Here is a 17,539-nt window from a genome sequence, read left to right as displayed (position 1 = left end):
CTTACGTCGCGGGTCAAGCAAAAGTTCTGAACCGATTCGAAGGCGATTCGGGTGATCGCCCAGTCGCCCCGAGGGCTTCCTGCCGCCGCGTCAGGGCTGGGATCCGCGGGATTACGCGACATCTGACGGCGGCGGTTGAGACATTCCGTCCGTGATAGAGCGCTCTCCGAACCCTATGAACGCGCTCATGTCCGTGCAGCCCGGGCGCGTCGCCCCGGAGGCGGCCTCGCCGAGCGCGGTAGCGCCCGCGCCCCGACCCGTGGCAGGGTCGTACGGCCGACGAAAGGACGACGATGTCGAACGACCGAGCCCTGCGCGTCGCGATGGTGGGGACCGCCTTCATGGGCCGCACCCACTCGCACGCCTGGCGCACCGCCTCCCGCTTCTTCCCCCTCCCTCTCCGCCCCGAGCTCGCCGTGCTCGTGGGGAGCAACCCCGACTCGACCGCCGAGCGCGCCGAGCGGCTGGGCTGGAGCGAGGCCTCCACCGACTGGCGGGCCGTCATCGCCCGCGACGACATCGACCTCGTCGACATCTGCACCCCGGGCGACACCCACGCCGAGATCGCCATCGCGGCCCTCGAGGCCGGCAAGCACGTGCTGTGCGAGAAGCCCCTGGCCAACTCCGTCGAGGAGGCGGAGCGGATGGTCGCCGCGGCCGCCGCCTCCGGGAAGGTGGCGATGTGCGGCTTCAGCTACCGCCGCACCCCGGCCCTCGCCCTCGCCAAGCGCTTCATCGAGGAGGGCCGCCTCGGCGACATCCGCCACGTGCGCGCCCAGTACCTGCAGGACTGGCTGTCCGACTCCGAGGCGCCGCTGACCTGGCGCCTGCAGAAGGAGCGCGCGGGCTCGGGCGCCCTCGGCGACATCGGCGCGCACAGCATCGACACCGCCCAGTGGCTGACCGGCCGCGGCATCACCTCGGTCTCGGCGACGCTGCGCACCTTCACCACCGAGCGCCCCGTGCTCAGCGAGCAGGTCGGCCTCGGCGGCCGCGCCGGTGCCGACGCCCCGCGCGGCGCCGTGACCGTCGACGACGCCGCGGCCTTCACCGCCTCCTTCGAGGGCGGCGCCCTGGGCGTCTTCGAGGCGACCCGCGTCGCGACCGGCCGCCGCAACGCCAACCGGATCGAGGTGAACGGCGAGCTCGGCTCGATCGCGTTCGACTTCGAGCGGATGAACGAGCTCGAGTACTACGACGCCCGCGACCCCGAGGAGGCGCAGGGCTTCCGGCGCATCCAGGTCACCGAGCCGGCGCACCCGTACATGTCGGCCTGGTGGCCGACCGGGCACGGCATCGGCTACGAGCACCTCTTCACCCACCAGGTCGTCGACCTCGTCGAGGCGATCGCCGGCGGTACCCCCGTCACGCCCACGTTCGCCGACGCCCTCGACGTGCAGCGCGTCCTCGACGCGGTCGCCACCAGCGCCGGCGCGTCGTCCGTCTCCACGCCGGTCGCCCGCTGACCCGACCGTCCCCTCCCCGCGAGATGCCGCTCCGGTACGCCTCCCCTGCGTGTCGCGTACCCGAGCGGCCTCTCGCGGAGGGGGACGGAGGGCTGGTGCGGGACGCGTTCGGCGCCGTGCGCCGATCCTGCGCCATAATGCGCCTATGAGCAAGAAGATTGACGCCGCGCATCGCGCGCTGGTAGACGCCCTCGACAAGCACGCCCGACTCGTCTCGGACAAGGAGTCGAAGCCGCGGAAGGTCGAACGGGCCGGAGCCGAGCTCCGCGCCGCGACGAAGGCGTACGCCGCGCTCGTGTCCGCGCGCACCGGCGCCGCGAGCCCCTTCGCCGATCTGGCCGACCCCCGCCTGGACAAGCCGACCATCGCGTCGCTCCGGGCCGAGCGCGACGCGATCGCGAAGAGGATCGCCAAGCACGAGGCGTCGGCGGGCGAGGACGGCGCGCTCGCGAGCTGAGCGGCCGCCACGGCGCGCTCAGGCGGTGAGCGCGCGCCTCCGCTGCCTCCGAGTCGCCGTGTTACGCGCGGGTTCCGCGCGGGTCCGACCGCCTTCGTATGGTGATCCCCGGGATCCGCGCAGTCGCGGCGCCGAGCGACCGGAGGCCGGTCGCAGCGCCGGCGGTGACCAGCACCGCCCGGTCGGCGCCGAGTGGCCGGATCCTCTCCACGGAAGGATCCCCACAGCCATGACCCTGCGCACCCGACTCCTCGCGACCTCCGCGATCGCCGCCTCCGCCGCCCTCCTCCTCGCCGGCTGCTCCGGCGCGGGCGGCGGCGACGACACCGTCCGCATCGGCGTGGTCGGCGCGAGCGACCCCTACTGGGCCACCTACGAGAAGGCCGCCGCCGACGCCGGGATCGACGTCGAGATCGTCGACTTCAGCGACTACAACCAGCCCAACCCGGCGCTCACCGAGGGCGAGATCGACCTCAACCAGTTCCAGCACATCGCCTACCTGGCGCAGTACAACACCTCGGCCGACGCCGACCTCGTGCCGATCGGCGCGACCGCGATCTACCCGCTCGGCCTCTACTCCTCGCAGTACGACGACGTCGCGGACATCCCCGCCGGCTCCACCGTCGCGATCCCCAACGACGAGACCAACCAGGCGCGCGCGCTGCTGGTGCTGCAGTCGGCCGGGCTCGTCGAGCTGAAGGACGGCGGCGGAGTGCTCTCGAACGTCGACGACGTCGAATCCTCCTCGAAGGTGGAGGTCACCGCGCTGGAGGCCTCCCTCACCCCGACGTCGCTCCCGGACGTGGCCGCCGCGATCATCAACAACGACTTCATCGAGAACGCGGGCCTGAAGGCCTCGGACGCGATCGCCCAGGACGACCCGAGCGACCCCGCCTCCCTGCTCTACACGAACATCTTCGCCGCCCGAGCCGACGACGCCGAGAACGAGACCTACACGAAGCTCGTCTCGATCTACCAGGACAGCCAGGACGTGCTCGACGGCGTCTCGGAGCAGTCCGGCGGCACCGCGGTCTTCCTGAAGACCCCGGCCTCCGAGCTGGAGACCTCGCTCGAGTCCGCCGAGACCGACATCTCCGCCGCCTCCTGACTCCGGCACCCGCGGCACCGCGCCGGTCGGGTCCTCCGCTCGCGGAGCTCCCCACCGGCGCGGTCCCGTGCCTCCCCCGCAATAGAAAGGGCGCCCCGTGCCGCTCATCCGCATGACCGACGTGCGCAAGGTGTACCCCGGCGCAGGGCGCGGCGCCGCCCCGACCGCGGCCGTCGACGGCGTGAGCCTCGAGATCGACGCGGGCGACGTCTACGGAGTGATCGGCTACTCCGGCGCCGGCAAGAGCACGCTCGCGCGCCTCGTCAACGCCCTCGAGCCCGCGACCAGCGGCAGCATCGAGATCGACGGCCGCGAGACCGTGGGCCTGCCCGAGCGCGAGCTGCGCCGGCTGCGCCTGGGGATCGGGATGATCTTCCAGCAGTTCAACCTGTTCGGCTCGAAGACCGTGGGGCAGAACGTCGCCTACCCGCTGCAGGTCGCGGGCGTCCCGCGCGCGGAGCAGCGCGCCCGCGTCGACGAGATGCTCCGCTTCGTCGGCCTGAGCGACAAGGCGCGCAGCCACCCGGAGCAGCTCTCGGGCGGGCAGAAGCAGCGCGTCGGCATCGCCCGCGCCCTCGCCGCCTCCCCGCGCATCCTGCTGGCCGACGAGGCCACCAGCGCGCTCGACCCGGACACCACCGGCGAGGTGCTCGCCCTCCTCCGCCGCATCAACGAGGAGCTGGGCGTCACCATCGTCGTGATCACCCACGAGATGGACGTGGTCCAGCAGCTCGCGACGAAGGTCGCGGTGATGGAGTCGGGCCGCATCGTGGAGCGCGGGCCCGTCTTCGACGTGTTCTCGGCCCCGCGCGAGCCGGTCACCCGCCGCTTCGTCTCCACGGTCGTCCGCTCGGTGCCCTCGCCCGCGGAGGCGGCCGTGCTGCGTACGCGCCACCGCGGCCGGCTGGTCACGCTCTCGTTCTCGGATGACTCCGCCTCCCAGGGCGACGTCTTCGCCGAGGTCGCGGCGGCCGGCGTGCCGCTCGAGCTCGTCTACGGCGGCATCACCGACGTCCGCGGACGGGCCTTCGGCCACCTCACGGTCGCCCTCGACGCGCCGGACGGCGTCGTCGACCCCCTCCTCGCCCGCCTCGGCGGACGCGTCGCCCTCACGGAGGTGCCCCGATGAACGAGCTGATCCCGCTCCTGCCCAAGCTCGTCCAGGCGACCGGCGAGACGCTCTACATCGTCGCGCTGAGCCTCCTCTTCGGCGGGCTCGGCGGACTGCTGATCGGACTGGGCCTCGCGCTCACCCGCGGCGGCGCCCTCTACGCGAACCGGGTGGTCCACGGACTGCTCAACGTGATCGTGAACGTGTTCCGGCCGATCCCGTTCATCATCTTCATCGCCGCTGCCCAGCCGCTGGCCCGGCTGGTGGTCGGCTCCGGCATCGGCACGGACGCGATCGTCTTCACCCTCTCGCTCGGCGCCGCCTTCGGCATCGGGCGGATCGTGGAGCAGAACCTGCTGACCGTGCAGCCCGGCGTGATCGAGGCGGCGCGGTCGGTCGGAGCGAGCCGGTTCCGGATCGTCCGCACGGTGCTGCTGCCGGAGGCGCTCGGTCCGCTGATCCTCGGCTACACGTTCGTGTTCGTCGCCGTGATCGACATGTCGGCGGTCGCCGGATACATCGGCGCCGGCGGGCTCGGCAACTTCGCGATCCAGTACGGCTACCGGCAGTTCGAGCCGGTCGTCACCTGGGCCGCGGTGCTCGTGATCATCGTGATCGTGCAGCTGGTGCAGCTGCTCGGCAACGTGCTGGCCCGGCGCGTCCTGCGCCGCTGAGGCCGCCCCCCGCACGAACGCGAGACGCCACTCCGGTACGCGACACGCGAGGGTCGCTGTACCGGAGTGGCGTCTCGCGGAAGCCCGTCCGCAGAGGCGGGAGCCGTCAGTAGCGCGGCTTGCGCTCCGGGCGCTCGCTCGAGCGGCTCGGGCCGCTGGGGCGTGCGCCGCGGTCGGCGCCGGCGCGGCTCGGACGGCGGTCCGGCTTCAGCTCGATCAGCTGCCCGCTGATGCGGGTGTCGGCGAGGCGGTCGAGCACGTCCTGGGGCAGGTCGGCCGGCAGCTCCACGATCGAGAAGTCCGGGCGGATGTCGATGTGCCCGAAGTCGCCGCGGTTGAGGCCGCCCTCGTTCGCGAGCGCGCCCACGATCTGGCGGGGCTCGACGCGCTGGCGGCGGCCGACCTCGATCCGGTACGAGGCGAGGTTGCTGTTCGCCGGGCGCTGACGGCGCTCGGGACGCTCGCCCCGGTCGCCGCCGCGGTCGAAGCGGTCGCCGCGCTCGGGGCGGTCGCCGCGGTCGGGCCGGGAGTCGCGGTCCTCGCGCTCGCGACGGGCGAAGCGGGGGTCGTCGGGCGAGAGCAGCAGCGGCTCCTCGCCCTGCGCGACGATGGCCAGCGCGGCGGCGACGTCCGACTCGACCACGTCGTGGTGCTCGACGTAGTGGCCGATGATGTCGCGGAAGCGCTGCAGGCGCTCGGTGTCGGCGAGCGCCGCGGTGATCGCGTCGTCGAAGCGCGAGAGGCGGGTGACGTTGACGTCCTCGACGCTCGGCATCCGCATCTCGGTCAGCGGCTGGCGGGTGGCCTTCTCGATGGCGGCGAGGAGGCGGCGCTCGCGCGGCGTGACGAAGCTGATCGCCGCTCCGCTGCGTCCCGCGCGACCGGTGCGGCCGATGCGGTGGACGTACGACTCGGTGTCGATCGGGATGTCGTAGTTGACGACGTGGCTGATGCGCTCGACGTCGAGGCCGCGGGCGGCGACGTCGGTCGCGACGAGGATGTCGAGCTTGCCCGACTTCAGCTGCTCGACGGTGCGCTCGCGCTGGGCCTGGGCCACGTCTCCGCTGATCGCCGCCGCGGTGTAGCCGCGGGCGCGCAGCTTCTCGGCCAGCGTCTCCGTCTCGCTCTTCGTGCGGACGAACACGATCATGCCCTCGAAGTTCTCGACCTCGAGGATGCGGGTGAGCGCGTCGACCTTCTGCGGGTACGACACCATCAGGTAGCGCTGGGTGGTGTTGACGGAGGTCGTGGTCTTGTTCTTGACCGTGATCTCCTCCGGCTCCTTCAGGTACTTGCCGGAGATGCGGCGGATCTGCGCGGGCATCGTCGCCGAGAACAGCGCGATCTGCTTCTCGACGGGGGTGTCGGCGAGGATCGTCTCGACGTCCTCCGCGAAGCCCATCTTGAGCATCTCGTCGGCCTCGTCGAGCACCAGGAACTTCAGCTGCGAGAGGTCGAGGGTGCCCTTCTCGAGGTGGTCCATGATGCGGCCGGGCGTGCCGACGACGACGTGGACGCCGCGGCGGAGCGCGGAGAGCTGGGTGCCGTAGCCCTGGCCGCCGTAGACGGGGAGGACGTGGACGCCGCGGAGGCCGGACGCGTAGCGCTCGAACGCCTCGCAGACCTGCAGCGCGAGCTCGCGGGTCGGGGCCAGCACGAGGGCCTGCGGCGTCTTCTGCGAGACGTCGAGGCGCGAGAGGATCGGCAGCGCGAACGCCGCGGTCTTGCCGGTGCCGGTCTGGGCGACGCCGAGGACGTCGCGGCCGGAGAGCAGGGACGGGATCGTCGCGGCCTGGATGGCCGAGGGCGTCTCGTAGCCGACCTCCTTGAGGGCCTTGAGGACCGGGTCGGAGAGACCGAGGTCGGAGAAGGTGAGCGTGGGGGCGCTCTCGGAAGCGGTGTCGGCTTCGGGGGCGGAATCGGGGGTATCGGTGGACGCCATGGTGCAACGGTAGTGCTCCGGCGGCGCCGCCGTCCGAGGGAACCCCGAACGCTCGGGCGATCCCGACCCTCCGGAGGCGCCTCGAGCGCCAGTCACGGGGTGAAGTCGAGCAGCACCTTGCTCGAGCGCGAGGCGTCGCGGGCGAGCTCGAAGGCCTCGAGCGCGCGCTCCAGCGGCACCACCTGCGTGACCACCGGCGCCACCGCGAGGCTCCCGTCGGCGAGCGCCGCCAGCACCTCGTCGATCTCGTCGACGAAGCGGAAGGAGCCGATCAGGCGCAGCTCCCGGGTGATCGCGAGCGAGATCAGGGCCGGCTGCTCGCCCGAGGGGAGGAGTCCCACCATCACGACGGTGCCGCCGCGGGCGGCGCCCCGGACGGCCGAGGCGAGGCCGCGCGTGCTGCCCGAGGACTCGAAGACGACGTCGGCCGCGACCTCGGCGATCTCGTCGGCGTCGGTCGCGCGGATCGTCCGGGTCGCGCCGACCGCGCGGGCGATCGCGAGCGGCTCCTCGGCCAGGTCGACCGCGACGATCTCGGCCGCCCCCGCCCGCTTCAGCACGGCGACGATCAGCGCCCCGATCGGGCCGCTGCCGATCACCAGCGTGCGCCGTCCCGCCACCTCCCCCGCGCGCGAGACCGCGTGCCAGGCGACGCTCGCCGGCTCCGCGAGCGCCGCCTCCCGGAGCCCGAGGCCGGCGGGCAGCTCGCGGAGCATGCGCACCGGCAGCACCACGTGGCGGGCGAACGCGCCCTGGGTGTGCGGCATCCGCGCGGCGCTGCCCAGGTAGGTGCCCTCGGTCGCGAGGTTGGGGCGCCCGTCGGGCCACTCGCCGCGAGCGGTCGCGGGGTGCACGGCGACGGCCGCGCCGACCGGGGGTCCCGAGCCGTCCGCCGCTGCCTCGACGACCGTGCCGACCACCTCGTGGCCGAGCGTCTGCGGCTCGCGGAGGATCGACTCGCCCGCGGCGCCGTGCGTCCAGTAGTGCAGATCGGAGCCGCAGATCCCGCCGTACGCGACGGCGACGAGGGCCTCGCCGGGGCCGCGCGGCGCGAGTGGCGCCTCCTCGACGCGGAGGTGGCCGGCGGCGTGGACGACGACGCGGGTGGTGGAGGCGGGGACGAGCGCGGTCATGCGGGTTCCGTTCGGTGGGTCGAGGGGTGGCTCAGACGACGACGGTCATGCCGCCGTCGATGAAGACGACCTGCCCGTTGACGTAGTCCGAGCCGTCGGAGGCGAGCCAGACGGCGGGGCCGATCAGGTCCTCGACGCGACCCCAGCGCGCGGCGGGCGTGCGCCCGAGGATCCAGCTGTCGAACGCCTCGTCGTCGACGAGGCCCTGCGTCATCTCGGTGTGGATGTACCCCGGAGCGATCGCATTGACCTGGATGCCGTGCTGCGCCCACTCCGCCGTCATCGCGCGGGTGAGGTTGCGGATCCCGCCCTTCGAGGCGGTGTAGGGCGCGATCGTCGGCCGCGCGAGATCGGCCTGCACCGAGGCGACGTTGACGATCTTCCCGGCGCCGCGCGGGATCATCCGCTTCGCCGCCGCCCGGCCGACCACGAAGGCGCTGGTGAGGTTCGTGCGCAGCACCCGCTCCCAGTCGGCGACCTCGAGCTCGAGCAGGGGCACGCGGTGCTGGACGCCGGCGTTGTTGACCAGGATGCGCAGCGGGCCCACCGCCTCCTCGATCCAGGCGACGCCCGCCTCGGCGGCCTCGTCGTCGGTGACGTCGGCGGGGAGCGCTCGCGGGCGGAGGCCGGGCCGAGACGTCCCGCTGCGCGCCGGGACGCCGGCGAGGGGCGGTGTCTCGGCGCGGGGCGGTGTCTCGGCACTGACGGGCAGCGGGAAGCCGGCGCCTCACCGCTGCCGGGCGCGTGAGCACGGCAGCTCGGCGGAGAGGCGCCGCGCGAGAGCAGCCTCCGCGCGTCGGCGCAAGGGCCCCCGCTCCGGGCGTCCCCGACCTAGCGTCGGAGGAACGGCATCATCGAGCGAAGGAGCACGACATGGCATCAGGAGTCGCAACGGTCTGGGTCCCCGTCACGGACATGGAGCGGGCGGTCGCGTTCTACCGCGACACGCTCGGCCTCGAGGTCAAGGACACCTCGGACGACTGGTCGGAGCTGGACGCCGGCGGGCTGATGATCGGCCTGAACGCCCGCGAGTCAGCAACGGTCGCGGAGCAGGGCGGGGCGGTCATCTCGTTCCAGCCCGAGGGCTCGATCGAGGACGAGCTGGAGCGCCTCACGGCGCGGGGCGCGTCGATCGAGGGCGTGATCAGCGACCACGAGTGGGGCCGCATCCTCCCCTTCAAGGACTCGGAGGGCAACGACCTCCAGTTCTACTCGCCGCCGCAGAGCTGAGCGGAGGGCCGCCGTCGAGGCGGCCGCGACGAGCGGCGGGCGGGCCGGAGCCGGAGGGCTGCGGTCCGCCCGCCGCTGTGCGTCGCGCGGGCGGTCGTTCCCCGCGCAGGTGCGTCGCCCGGCCGGTGCGGTCCTCGGATCGTCTCTCCGCCGCACCTGAGGCCTCACTTACAGCCCTTCTCCGCACCTGAGGTCTTAGGATCAGCTGTCCGCCGCATCTGCGGACTCCTGATCCGGAGGTCCCCGTGCGTCGTCGCCTGCTCCCCCTCGTCCCGGCCGCTGCAGCGCTCCTCCTGCTCGCCGGCTGCTCCGCTCCGTCGACCCCCGCCGGCGATGCGGCCCCCGGCGGCGCGACGTCCTCGGTCGGCGGCTCCCTCACGGTCTTCGCCGCCGCCTCGCTGAAGGGCGCGTTCACCGAGCTCGCCACGGGGTTCGAGGCCGCCGAGCCCGGAGCGCAGGTCGAGCTCTCCTTCGCCGGCTCCTCCGACCTCGCGACGCAGATCGTCAACGGCGCCCCGGCCGACGTCTTCGCCTCCGCCGACGAGCGCACGATGTCCACCGTCGCCGAGGCCGGGCTCGTCGACGGGAACCCGGTCGACATCGCCACGAACACGCTCGAGATCGCCGTGCCTCCCGGCAACCCGGCGCAGGTCGCCTCGCTCGCCGACCTCGCCCGGCCCGGGACCGCCACCGTCGTCTGCGCGCCGCAGGTGCCGTGCGGAGCGGCGGCCGCCGCGGTCGAGCAGGCCGCCGGCGTCGACATCTCTCCCGTGAGCGAGGAGTCGTCGGTCACCGACGTGCTCGGCAAGGTGTCCTCGGGCGAGGCGGACGCCGGGCTCGTCTACGCGACCGACGTCCGCGGGGCTGCGGGCTCGGTCACCGGCATCCCCTTCGCCGAGGCCTCGGAGGCGGTGAACACGTACCCGATCGCGGCGCTGACCGGAGCGGGCGACCCGGCCACGGCGGCGGCCTTCGTCGCGTACGTCGCCTCCGACGCCGGGCGCGCGGTGCTCGCGGCGGCCGGGTTCGGAGCACCGTGAGAGGCGTCGCGGCGTCGGAGGAGGCCTGCAGGGCGGTCGGCGGGTCGGTCATAGGAGGGTCGTAGGACGGTCATCGGAGGCGCAGAGCCCCGGCCGCCAGGGTTGCTCGCGACGGACACCACGATCGACGAGGAGCACGACCATGACCCGCATCCCGGAGCCCCGCAGCACGCCCGACGGACCGGCCTACGAGGGCCGCCGGCTCGACCGCCCCGAGGAGGAGGTGGTCGACCAGGGCCTCCCGTTCGACGTGGGCACCCTCTTCTCGCGGCGCGGCGTGCTGACGCTGGTCGGCGCGGGGGCGGCGACCCTCGGGCTCGCGGCGTGCGCCACCGGAGCATCGGGATCCGCCTCCTCCGCCGCCGCGACCGCCACCGCGACTCCCACCGCGACCGCCACGGCCGGGGCCGGCACCGCGGTCGCCGGCGAGATCCCCGACGAGACGGCCGGCCCCTACCCGGGCGACGGCTCGAACGGGGTCGACGTCCTCGAGCGCTCCGGCATCGTCCGCAGCGACCTGCGCACCAGCATCGGCGGCGGCGCGACGGCCGACGGGGTCCCCCTGGCGCTCACTCTGACGATCCTCGACGCGGCGAGCGGGGGCGTGCCGTTCGCCGGAGCCGCCGTGTACGTCTGGCACTGCGACGCGAACGGGGACTACTCGATGTACTCCCGCGGCGTCGAGGACGAGACGTACCTCCGCGGCGTGCAGGTCGCCGACGCGTCGGGCGTCGTCTCCTTCGCCTCGATCGTCCCGGCCTGCTACTCCGGCCGCTGGCCGCACATCCACTTCGAGGTGTACCCGGGGGTGGACTCGATCGCCGACGCGTCGAACGCGATCGCGACCTCGCAGGTCGCCCTGCAGGTGGAGGCGTGCACCGCTGTCTACGCCCTCGACGCATACGCGGGCTCGGCCGCGAACCTCGCCCGGGTCGGCCTGGACACCGACTCCGTCTTCGGCGACGACGGCGGAGCCCTGCAGCTCGCGACGATGTCCGGCAGCCCGGCGTCCGGCTACTCCGCGGCACTCACGGCGAGCGTCGACACCCGCACCGCGCCGACCGCGGGCGCCGCGCCCCGCAGCCGCTGACCCCCGTCCTCCTCCGCGGGACGCCGCTCCGGTCCGCGACACGCCGACGGAGGCGTACCGGAGCGGCCTCTCGCGAGAGGGGAACGGGCGTCAGCGCAGGAGGCGGCGGGCGATGGCCACGGCGCCGAGGGCCGCGAGGACCCAGGGACCGCCGACGAGCAGCGGGTCGAGGATCTGGTGGCGCACGTCGGACCGGCCACGGCGCGAGGCGATCGGGTGCGCGTGCGCCTCGGCCAGCACACCGGTCTCGGTGATCGGATCGTCCGGCCGTGTCGTGAGCAGCGAGCGGAGGTGCGCCCCGGTCGACTCCACCCGGTCGCCCAGCACGAGCAGCAGCCAGTGCGCGTGGCGCCCCTCGCTGAACCGGTCGTAGGCGTAGCGGCGGATCGCGCCCGAGAGGCCGTGGAGGGGCTGCGCCGTGCCGAAGACGGCGGGCAGCTCGAGGTGCTCGATGCTCTTCTCGCGACGGCCGTGCGTCCGCATCCTCTCCGGGCGCTCCCAGTGCGCGCCCGACACGAGGTCGCTGCGCTCGCGGGGGAAGGCGGGCCGGTCGGCGGGATCGAGGTCGGCGCCCCAGCCCGGGATGCGGGCGCGCAGCTCCTCGGCGGTCGGCACGCGGACGGGGCGGTCGGCGGTGTACGGCACGGGATCCTCCTACGGGACGACGACGGTCTTGATGCAGCCGTCGAGCTTGGACGAGAACAGGTGGTACCCCTCGGCGATGTGCTCGAGCGGGATGCGGTGCGTGATCAGGTCGCTGGGCGTGATGTGCCCGGCCCGGATGTGCTCGAACAGGCGCGGCCACTGCCGGGTGACGGGGGCCTGGTTCATCCGCAGCGTGAGGCCCTTGTTGACGGCGTCGCCGAACTTGACGGCGCTCGCGAGCGGACCGTAGGCGCCCATCACCGAGACGGTGCCGCCCTTGCGGACGCCGTCGATCGCCCAGTTGAGCGCGATCGGCGAGCCGCCCTGCAGCTTGAGCTTGGCGCCGGTGACGTGCTGGAGGAGGTTCCCGTCGGCCTCCGCGCCGACCGCGTCGATCACGACGTCGGCGCCGAGCCCGCCGGTGGTCTTCTTGAGGGTGACGACGAGGTCGTCCTCCTCGGTGTAGTCGATGGTCTCGGCGAAGGCGAAGTCGCGGGCCTTGGCGAGGCGGTAGTCGATCTGGTCGACGACGATGACGCGGCCGGCGCCCATCAGCCAGGCGGAGCGCGCGGCGGCCAGGCCGACCGGTCCGGCTCCGAGCACCACGACCGTGTCGCCCTCGACGATGTCGCCGAGCTGCGCGCCGAAGTAGCCGGTCGAGAAGGCGTCGGTGAGCATCAGGGCGTCCTCGTGCGGCAGCCACTCGGGGATCTTCGTCGGGCCCACGTCGGCGAACGGGACGCGCACGTACTCCGCCTGCCCGCCGTCGTAGCCGCCTGCCGAGTGCGAGTAGCCGTAGATGCCGCCGATCGCGGTGGCGTTCGGATTCACGTTGTGGCAGTTGGAGTAGAGGCCGCGGGAGCAGAACCAGCAGGAGCCGCAGTAGGTGGTGAAGGGGACCATCACCGTGTCGCCGACGCTGAGGTTCTCCACCGACGAGCCGACCTCGTCGACCACGCCGATGAACTCGTGGCCGAAGGTGTGGCCGATCCGGGTGTCCGGGAGCAGCCCGTGGTAGAGAAGCAGATCGGATCCGCAGATCGCCGCCATCGTCACCCGGACGATCGCGTCGTTCGGGTGCTCGATCCTCGGCCGGTCCTTCTCCTCCACGCGGACCTTGTAGGGGCCCCGGTAGACCATCGCGCGCATGCCGCCTCCTGTGTCGTCGTCCCTTCAGCGTGCGTCGTGCTCCCGCCGGTCCTCCAGGGGGTTGCGCGCGCGGCCCGGGATCCCCAGCGCCCGTTCCTCCGCGTTCCTCTCCTCCCTCTCCACAAGATGCCGTGCGGGTACGCGGCGCTCCGGAGGAGGCGCACCGCGGCGGCGCCTCGTGGAGAGGAGAGGGACACGGCACAGGCTCAGCCGCGGACGTAGGATCGACTCCATGCCGCAGATACGGATCAGGGACGCCGCCGCCGCGCTCGGCGTGAGCGACGACACGCTGCGGCGCTGGATCGAGAACGGGACGCTCGAGAGCGCGAAGGACGCGTCCGGGAGACGCGTCGTCGACGGCCTCGAGGTCGCCCGGCTCGCCCGCGCGAACGCCGTGCTGCCGGAGGATCCGTCCCCGGTCGCGCGCTCGGCCCGCAACCGCTTCGTCGGGATCGTCACCGGCATCGTGATGGACACCGTGATGGCGCAGGTCGAGCTGCAGTGCGGTCCGCACCGCGTGGTCTCGCTGATGAGCAGCGAGGCGGTCCGCGAGCTCGGGCTCGAGCCCGGGTCTCCCGCGGTGGCGGTGGTCAAGGCGACCACGGTCATCGTCGAGACGCCGCTCGCCCGCGGCTGATGCGCACCGGGTCCGGCCTGCCGCGCTGGGTCGTGGCCGTCGCCGCGCTCGGCGCCCTGCTGGTGCTGCTCCCGCTCGCCGCGATCCTCGCCCGCGTCGACTGGCCGCAGTTCCTGCCGCTGATCACCTCCGACTCCTCCGTCGCCGCGCTCCTGCTGAGCCTGCGCACCTCCGCCGTCGCGACCCTGCTGTGCCTGCTGCTCGGCACCCCGATGGCCCTCGTGCTCGCCCGCACGGCCTTCCCCGGCCAGCGCCTGCTCCGCTCGCTGGTGCTGCTGCCGCTGGTGCTCCCGCCGGTGGTCGGCGGGCTGGCGCTGCTCTTCACCTTCGGGCGGATGGGCCTGCTCGGCGGCGCGCTGGAGGCCCTCGGCGTCCGCATCGCGTTCTCGACCACCGCCGTCGTGATCGCGCAGACCTTCGTGGCCCTGCCGTTCCTGGTGCTGACGCTCGAGGGCGCGCTGCGCAGCGCCGGCGCGCGGTACGAGTCGGTCGCCGCGACGCTCGGCGCCTCCCCCGGTACGGTGCTCCGGCGGATCACGCTGCCGCTGATCCTGCCGGGCCTCGCCTCGGGCGCGATCCTCTCGTTCGCGCGGGCGCTCGGCGAGTTCGGAGCGACGCTGACCTTCGCCGGCAGCCTCGAGGGCACGACGCGCACCCTCCCGCTCGAGATCTACCTGCAGCGCGAGAGCGATCCGGACGCGGCGGTCGCCCTCGCGCTGGTGCTCGTGGTGGTCGCGGTGCTCGTGATCGGTCTCGCGCACGGCCGCTCCGCCCGGGGGGTGCCGCGGTGAGCCTGCTGCTGGAGGCGCGGCTCGCGGCGCGCGGGATCGACGTGCGGATCGACGTGGCCGAGGGCGAGACGATCGCGCTGCTCGGGCCCAACGGCGCGGGCAAGTCGACCGTGCTCGAGCTGATCGCCGGCCTCGTCCGTGCCGACTCCGGGCGGGCGACCGCCGGCGGCGAGCTGCTCTTCGATGACCGCCGGTGGACTCCTCCGCACCGGCGCCCCGTCGCCCTGCTGGCGCAGGATCCGCTGCTGTTCCCGCACCTCAGCGTGCGCGAGAACGCGGCGTTCGGTCCGCGCAGCGCCGGCGCCGGGCGGGCGCGGTCCCGCGAGCGGGCGGAGCGCGAGCTGGCCGCCGCGGGCGTGGCCGACCTGGCCGACCGGCGCCCGGGGAGCCTCTCCGGCGGCCAGGCGCAGCGGGTCGCCCTCGCCCGGGCCCTCGCGACCGACCCGCGCCTCCTGCTGCTCGACGAGCCGCTGGCCGCGGTCGACGCCCGGACCGCCCCGGTCCTCCGCCGGATGCTCCGCGAGGTGCTCGCCGACCGCTCGGCGATCGTGGTCACCCACGACGTGCTCGACGCCTGGACCCTCGCCGACCGGGTTCTGGTGCTGCACGGCGGCCGGGTGGTCGAGGAGGGGCCGACCGCCCGCGTCCTCACGCGCCCGCGCACCGCATTCACCGCCGAGCTCGCCGGGCTCGAGCTGCTCGAGGGCGTCCGCACCGCGACGGGTCTGCGCACCGCCGACGGGCACGAGCTGTCCGGAGTCGCGGCCGAGCCGGTCGCGGTCGGCGCCGCGGTGCTCGCCGCGGTCCGTCCCTCCGCCGTCTCCGTCGGAGAGGGAGGCCTCCGCGCCGTGATCACCGACGTGGAGCAGCGGGGAGACGCGGTGCGGGTGCGCAGCGCGCTCCTGACCGCCGACGTCCCGGCGGCCGACGCGGCGCGCCTCGACCTCGCGCCCGGCCGCGAGGCAGGCTTCACCGTCGCTCCGCAGGATCTGCTGGTCTACCCGGCGTGAGGGGCGGGCACGAGGAGACGGCTCGCCATCCGGCATGAATCCGTCCCTCGGACCGCCCTGTGCTCGACGTGAGGGACGGCGCGAGCGCGCGTCCCGCTACTCCGCCCCGCCGCCGTCCGCGTCGGACAGCGGGAGCCGCGCCCTCAGCCGCGCCCCCGCCAGCACGGGCGAGTCCGAGAGCTCCAGCGAGCCCCCGTAGACCGCGAGCTGCCGCTCCAGCCGCGCCAGGCCCGAGCGCGTCGACCCCTCGACGAGTCCGCGGCCGTCGTCGTCGAGGGTGAGCACCACGACGCCCGCCTCCTCGTCGCCGCGCACCCGCAGCGAGGAGGCGCCGCCGTGCTTCAGCGCGTTGGTGACCGCCTCCTCCAGGAACCGGACCAGGAGCATCCGCTGGTCGAGCGGCGGCTCGGCGCCCTCGGCGGCGAGCGCCGGGATGCGGCCGAGGTCGAGGTCGACCGCGATCTCGGGAGGGAGGCGCGCGACGAGGTCGCGGACGGCGGGGACCAGGCCGTGGTCGATCTCGACCGGGTAGAGGGCGTGGCCGACCGCGCGCACCTCGTCCTCGCGGAGCCGGTCGAGCCGGGCGGCGATGGCGAGCAGCCGCTCCGAGGCCGCCTCGTCGGTTGTGCTCGCGACCGCGTGCAGCTCGGCGGTCAGCACCACGAGTCCGTTCTGGAGGCCGCCGTGCAGGCTCTGCGCGACGTCGCGCCGCACCCGCAGCTCCTCCCGCTGCAGGGCCTGCACCGCCTCGAGCGCCTGCACGGAGGCGCGGGCGTGCTCCCGCTCCTTCTCGCGAACCCGCCGCGCCGCGCGCACGAGCAGGTAGCCGTAGGCGGTGATCAGCGCGATCACCGTGGATCCCACGACCAGCTCGACCGCGAGAGCGGGGAGGGCCGAGAGCGGGTAGACGCCGGTCAGCACCTGGAGGCAGCAGCGGAGGAGTCCCATCCCCACGGCGATGACCGCCGTCCGGGCCACCCGGCCGCTGCCGGTCGAGCGCTCGGGACGCAGCACCGCGACCAGGGCGATCGCGAGCCCGATCGTCGACACGTTGACCAGGACGCGCGTCGTCACGTCGAGCAGCGGCCCCGGATCGACGCCCCGCAGCGTCCGCGACAGCATCCCGAGCGCGAAGACGGCCTGGAGCGCGGCCAGCAGCGAGAGCACGCCGCCGAGGAGGGCCATCGCTCCGAGGACGATGCGGTTGTCCTCGCGCGCGTCGCGCGGGCCGGCGCTCATCCGGTGTGCTCGAGGAAGAGGAGCGTCGCGTCGACCCGCGGGTTGCGCTCGCCATCCGAGCGGACGCCGAGGGACGCGTAGACGGCGTTGACGTGGTTGTCGACCGAGCGGACCGCGATGCCGAGGCGCTCGCCGATCGCGGCGTTGGTCAGCCCCGATGCGAGACCCGAGAGCACCTCGTACTGGCGCGGGCTCAGCGCGGCGACCGGGGAGTCGCGGCGGGCCGCGCGGGCGGCGACCAGCGCCGGATCGAGCACGGTGCGGCCGTCCGCCGTCGCGCGGACGGAGGCGAGCAACGCGGGGGCGGAGAGGGAGGAGGTCTTCGAGAGGTAGCTCCAGCCGCGGGCCTCGGCGCAGTCGAGGCGGAGGAAGCGGTGCATCGCGTCGACGGCCGAGAGCAGGACGATGCCCAGTCCGGGCGCGGTGGACCGCAGCCGGCGCCCGAGCTCGATGCCGTCCCCGTCGCCGAGCTCGATGTCGAGGATCGCCACGTCGAGCTCCGCGGGCCGCAGCACCGACCGCGCCTCCGTGGCGGATCCGGCCTCCACGACGCTCCGCACGCCCGGCACCGCGCGCAGCAGCGAGGACAGCATGTGCCGGTAGAGGGGCTGGTCGTCGACGACGGCCAGCCCGAGCTCCGGAACACCCCCCACGGATGTCATCCGCCCATCTTCACCCATGCTCCGGAGGTCGAGGCGTCCCTCGACCGGGGGTCACCGCGCGAGGATCCGCGTCGGCTCGCGGGCGCCTGCCCCGTGAGCGGGGGGATCAGGAGTGACGGGGCGGGGTCGACGAGGCGGCGCGGAGGGGCGTGGGG

General features: G+C 74.0%; 18 protein-coding genes. 11 read left to right on the top strand and 7 right to left on the bottom strand.

The genetic code is table 11. The features are described 5' to 3' along the window. Window positions 1-293: 293 nt before the first annotated feature. From C5B95_RS09515 to C5B95_RS09495, 5 genes are all read left to right on the top strand, one after another. Window positions 294-1,466, top strand: coding sequence for a Gfo/Idh/MocA family protein (locus tag C5B95_RS09515; RefSeq protein ID WP_104335832.1), 1,173 nt, complete (start codon window positions 294-296; stop codon window positions 1,464-1,466). A 145-nt stretch (window positions 1,467-1,611) separates the two neighbouring features. Next, on the top strand, window positions 1,612-1,923 hold the full coding sequence (locus C5B95_RS09510; RefSeq protein WP_104233529.1) for a hypothetical protein: 312 nt from the start codon (window positions 1,612-1,614) through the stop codon (window positions 1,921-1,923). Between the two features lie 229 nt (window positions 1,924-2,152). Next, window positions 2,153-3,031, top strand: a complete 879-nt coding sequence (locus C5B95_RS09505; protein ID WP_104237943.1) for a MetQ/NlpA family ABC transporter substrate-binding protein — start codon at window positions 2,153-2,155, stop codon at window positions 3,029-3,031. A 97-nt stretch (window positions 3,032-3,128) separates the two neighbouring features. Next, window positions 3,129-4,160: a methionine ABC transporter ATP-binding protein gene (locus tag C5B95_RS09500; protein WP_258059905.1), complete on the top strand. Its 1,032-nt coding sequence runs from the start codon at window positions 3,129-3,131 to the stop codon at window positions 4,158-4,160. Then, window positions 4,157-4,816, top strand: coding sequence for a methionine ABC transporter permease (locus C5B95_RS09495; RefSeq protein WP_104233527.1), 660 nt, complete (start codon window positions 4,157-4,159; stop codon window positions 4,814-4,816). Before C5B95_RS09500 ends, C5B95_RS09495 begins: the two co-directional genes overlap by 4 nt. Before the next feature lie 106 nt (window positions 4,817-4,922). On the opposite strand, the gene C5B95_RS09490 is transcribed toward C5B95_RS09495, so the two are convergent. From C5B95_RS09490 to C5B95_RS09480, 3 genes are all read right to left on the bottom strand, one after another. Then, window positions 4,923-6,758 (bottom strand): DEAD/DEAH box helicase, encoded by a 1,836-nt coding sequence (locus C5B95_RS09490; RefSeq protein ID WP_104237941.1) that lies wholly within the window; start codon window positions 6,756-6,758, stop codon window positions 4,923-4,925. Between the two features lie 92 nt (window positions 6,759-6,850). Next, window positions 6,851-7,891, bottom strand: a complete 1,041-nt coding sequence (locus C5B95_RS09485; protein WP_104349025.1) for an L-idonate 5-dehydrogenase — start codon at window positions 7,889-7,891, stop codon at window positions 6,851-6,853. Window positions 7,892-7,922: 31 nt separating this feature from the next. Then, window positions 7,923-8,603 (bottom strand): SDR family oxidoreductase, encoded by a 681-nt coding sequence (locus C5B95_RS09480; protein ID WP_104349024.1) that lies wholly within the window; start codon window positions 8,601-8,603, stop codon window positions 7,923-7,925. Window positions 8,604-8,764: 161 nt separating this feature from the next. Here C5B95_RS09480 and C5B95_RS09475 point away from each other — a divergent pair, with 161 nt between their 5' ends. From C5B95_RS09475 to C5B95_RS09465, 3 genes are all read left to right on the top strand, one after another. Further along, window positions 8,765-9,121: a VOC family protein gene (locus C5B95_RS09475; protein WP_104349023.1), complete on the top strand. Its 357-nt coding sequence runs from the start codon at window positions 8,765-8,767 to the stop codon at window positions 9,119-9,121. A 245-nt stretch (window positions 9,122-9,366) separates the two neighbouring features. Then, a complete protein-coding gene (gene modA, locus C5B95_RS09470) occupies window positions 9,367-10,161 on the top strand; it encodes a molybdate ABC transporter substrate-binding protein (RefSeq protein ID WP_104349022.1) in 795 nt (264 codons plus the stop codon). Between the two features lie 142 nt (window positions 10,162-10,303). After that, window positions 10,304-11,251, top strand: coding sequence for a 3,4-dioxygenase subunit beta (locus tag C5B95_RS09465; protein WP_104349021.1), 948 nt, complete (start codon window positions 10,304-10,306; stop codon window positions 11,249-11,251). Window positions 11,252-11,341: 90 nt separating this feature from the next. Here C5B95_RS09465 and C5B95_RS09460 read toward each other — a convergent pair whose 3' ends face one another. Together C5B95_RS09460 and C5B95_RS09455 are read right to left on the bottom strand one after the other, a co-directional pair. Continuing rightward, window positions 11,342-11,896 (bottom strand): hypothetical protein, encoded by a 555-nt coding sequence (locus tag C5B95_RS09460; RefSeq protein ID WP_104349020.1) that lies wholly within the window; start codon window positions 11,894-11,896, stop codon window positions 11,342-11,344. A 9-nt stretch (window positions 11,897-11,905) separates the two neighbouring features. Continuing rightward, the gene (locus C5B95_RS09455; RefSeq protein WP_104349019.1) at window positions 11,906-13,045 is read right to left on the bottom strand and encodes a zinc-dependent alcohol dehydrogenase; all 1,140 of its coding nucleotides are present in this window, start codon (window positions 13,043-13,045) and stop codon (window positions 11,906-11,908) included. A 232-nt stretch (window positions 13,046-13,277) separates the two neighbouring features. Between C5B95_RS09455 and C5B95_RS09450 the strand changes: the two genes are divergently transcribed. Genes C5B95_RS09450 through C5B95_RS09440 form a run of 3 tightly spaced genes read left to right on the top strand, consistent with a single transcriptional unit; the run spans window position 13,278 to window position 15,483 of the window. Further along, on the top strand, window positions 13,278-13,682 hold the full coding sequence (locus C5B95_RS09450) for a molybdopterin-binding protein (protein ID WP_104222447.1): 405 nt from the start codon (window positions 13,278-13,280) through the stop codon (window positions 13,680-13,682). Beyond that, window positions 13,682-14,473: an ABC transporter permease gene (locus C5B95_RS09445; RefSeq protein ID WP_104222446.1), complete on the top strand. Its 792-nt coding sequence runs from the start codon at window positions 13,682-13,684 to the stop codon at window positions 14,471-14,473. Before C5B95_RS09450 ends, C5B95_RS09445 begins: the two co-directional genes overlap by 1 nt. Then, a complete protein-coding gene (locus tag C5B95_RS09440; RefSeq protein WP_104222445.1) occupies window positions 14,470-15,483 on the top strand; it encodes a sulfate/molybdate ABC transporter ATP-binding protein in 1,014 nt (337 codons plus the stop codon). The genes C5B95_RS09445 and C5B95_RS09440 overlap by 4 nt, the downstream gene beginning before the upstream one ends. 96 nt (window positions 15,484-15,579) lie before the next feature. Here the strand turns inward: C5B95_RS09440 and C5B95_RS09435 are convergent, their stop codons facing one another. Beyond that, window positions 15,580-16,722, bottom strand: coding sequence for a sensor histidine kinase (locus tag C5B95_RS09435; protein ID WP_104349018.1), 1,143 nt, complete (start codon window positions 16,720-16,722; stop codon window positions 15,580-15,582). After that, window positions 16,719-17,384 (bottom strand): response regulator transcription factor, encoded by a 666-nt coding sequence (locus C5B95_RS09430; RefSeq protein ID WP_104349017.1) that lies wholly within the window; start codon window positions 17,382-17,384, stop codon window positions 16,719-16,721. Before C5B95_RS09430 ends, C5B95_RS09435 begins: the two co-directional genes overlap by 4 nt. Between the last annotated feature and the right edge of the window lie 155 nt (window positions 17,385-17,539).

This window comes from Rathayibacter sp. AY1A7 (assembly GCF_002930845.1).
Lineage (GTDB): Bacteria > Actinomycetota > Actinomycetes > Actinomycetales > Microbacteriaceae > Rathayibacter.
The sequence above is the reverse complement of the archived record's forward strand: the minus strand, read 5'-3'. Positions and strand labels throughout refer to the sequence as shown.